Annotated in this window: 3 protein-coding genes; all 3 read left to right on the top strand. The window is 62.6% G+C overall.

Translation table 11 applies throughout. The annotated features are described in order from the left end of the window. Positions 1-426, top strand: a 426-nt coding sequence (locus ACXRVY_RS23935; RefSeq protein ID WP_458238419.1) for a GMC oxidoreductase, incomplete at its 5' end; no start/stop codon positions are given. 12 nt (positions 427-438) lie between these two features. Continuing rightward, positions 439-1428: a thiamine pyrophosphate-dependent dehydrogenase E1 component subunit alpha gene (locus tag ACXRVY_RS23930; RefSeq protein ID WP_223458786.1), complete on the top strand. Its 990-nt coding sequence runs from the start codon at positions 439-441 to the stop codon at positions 1426-1428. Positions 1429-1484: 56 nt separating this feature from the next. Further along, on the top strand, positions 1485-2515 hold a 1031-nt coding region (locus ACXRVY_RS23925), incomplete at its 3' end, for a 2,3-butanediol dehydrogenase (RefSeq protein ID WP_458238420.1).

Genomic DNA, 2515 nt, shown 5'->3' with positions numbered 1-2515 from the left:
GTGTGGTTGTGCGGTGAGGACCTGCCCATGGAGAGCAACCGCATCACCCTCCACGGCGCCGAGAAGGACCAGTACGGCCTGCCCGTCCCGGTGGTGCACAAGGACGACCATGCCTTCGACACCGCCATGCGTAATCACGGTGTGGAGCAGACCCGCAAGTGCTACGAGGCGGTCGGTGCCACCGAGGTGATCCGCCTGCCGTCTTACCCGGCCAGTCACAACATGGGCACCAACCGCATGAGCGCCAAAGATTCCGACGGCGTGGTGAACAAATGGGGCCAGAGCCACGACATTCCCAATCTATTCGTTTCTGACGGTAGCCAGTTCACCACCAGCGGCGGGCAGAACCCGACCCTGACCATTGTCGCCCTGGCCCTGCGCCAGGCCGAGCACATCGGCGCGTTGATGAACCAGCGCGCCCTCTGAGGAACCAATCCCATGACCACGCCCAGCAAAGCCCAGCGACTGTGGATGCTCGAGCAGATGCTCGTCAGCCGTTACCTGGAAGAGTCTATCGAACGAATTTACATGGAAGGCAAGACGCCTGTATTCAACATGGCCAATGGGCCAATTCCCGGTGAGATGCACCTGTCCAACGGTCAGGAGCCTTGCGCCGTCGGTGTCTGCGCCCATCTCGCGGTGGAGGACATCGTTACCGCCACCCACCGCCCGCACCACATCGCCGTGGCCAAGGGCGTAGACCTGGACGAGATGGTCGCCGAGATCTTCGGTAAAAAGACCGGCCTGTCTGGCGGCCGCGGCGGCCATATGCACCTGTTCGACGCACGGGTGAACTTCTCCTGCTCCGGCATCATCGCCCAAGGCATGGGCCCTGCGGTTGGTGCTGCGTTATCGCGCCAATTGCAGGGTAAGTCCGGAGTCGCCGTGGCCTACCTGGGTGAAGGCGCAGCGAACCAGGGAGCCTTCCACGAAACCCTGAATCTGGCCGCGTTGTGGAAGCTTCCGGTGGTCTTCGTCATCGAGGACAACGCCTGGGGCATCTCGGTGGCCAAGGCCTCTTCGACTGCCATCGAGCGCAACTACCTGCGTGCTGCCGCTTATGGCATGCCCGGCGTGTTCGTCCCGGGTAACGATGCCGATGCCATCTTCGCCGCGGCCGGTGAGGCCATTGCTCGGGCCCGTGCCGGTGAAGGGCCGAGCCTGATCGAGATCGAAACTCACCGCCTGGCCGGCCATTTCATGGGTGACGGCGAAACCTACCGTCCTGCCGGCGAGAAGCAAGCCCTGCTGGCGAAGGACCCGATTCCGGCTTACCGCCAACGCCTGTTGGATCTGGGCGTGCTGGACGAGGTCGGCGCCGCCGCCATTGAAGAACGTGCCCGGGGACGCGTCGACGCTGCGGTGCAGTTCGCCCGCGACAGTGCCTATCCGGCACCGCAAGAAGCTCTGGAAATGGTGTTCGTGTGAACGGAGCCCGCCACAACAACGACAAGAAGGAGACCGACATGTACCGACAACCGACGATGAAGGCCGCAGTTTGGCATGGCCGACGCGACATCCGCCTGCAGGACGTTGCCTGCCCCCCGCAACCTCAGGCGGGTTGGGTGCAAATCCGTGTGCAATGGTGCGGCATCTGTGGCTCGGACCTGCACGAATACCTGGCCGGGCCGGTATTCATTCCCACTGATACCGCCCATCCGCTCACTGGCCTCAAAGGGCAGTGCATTCTCGGCCACGAGTTCTGCGGCGAGATTGTCTCCGTGGGGGAGGGGGTTCAGAACTTTGCAGTAGGTGAGCGTGTGGCCGCCGATGCTTGCCAGCATTGCGGCAAATGCTGGTTCTGCCAGCAGGGCCGATACAACCTGTGCGAGAACCTCGCCTTCACCGGATTGATGAACAACGGTGCGTTCGCTGAACTGGTCAACATCCCGGCAAATCTGCTGTACCGCCTGCCGGAAGGTTTCCCGGCAGAGGCCGGCGCGCTGATCGAACCTCTGGCAGTTGGCATGCACGCGGTGAAGAAGGCCGGCAGCCTCCTCGGCCAGACAGTGGTGGTAGTCGGCGCTGGAACCATCGGTCTGTGCACCATCATGTGCGCCCGTGCCGCGGGTGCAGCCCGGATCATCGCTCTCGAAATGTCCACGGCGCGCAAGGCGAAGGCGCTTGAGGTGGGGGCCACCGAGGTGCTTGACCCCAGCCAGTGCGATGCCATTGCTTCGGTGCGCGAACTGACAGATGGATATGGTGCCGCGGTTTCCTTCGAGTGCATCGGCCACAAGACCACTGCCAAGTTGGCTATCGATGTCATTCGCAAGGGCGGGCGCTGCGTGATGGTGGGCATCTTCGAGGAACCCAGCGAATTCAACTTCTTCGAAATCGTCGCCACCGAAAAGCAGGTCATTGGCGCCTTGGCCTACAACGGTGAGTTCGCCGATGTCATCGCTCTGATCGCCGACGGCCGCCTGGACGTCACTCCGCTGATCACTGGGCGGATCGAGCTGGAACACATCCTCGAGCAGGGCTTCGAGGAACTGGTTAACAACAAGGACCAGAA

Source organism: Pseudomonas sp. P5_A2_2 (assembly GCF_054177685.1).
This window is presented reverse-complemented; position numbering and strand designations above follow the sequence as displayed.

Bases quoted from the DNA above. Each gene is read 5' to 3' on its own strand.
- ACXRVY_RS23930 (WP_223458786.1), top strand. From the start codon at position 439: ATGACCACGCCCAGCAAAGCCCAGCGACTGTGGATGCTCGAGCAGATG.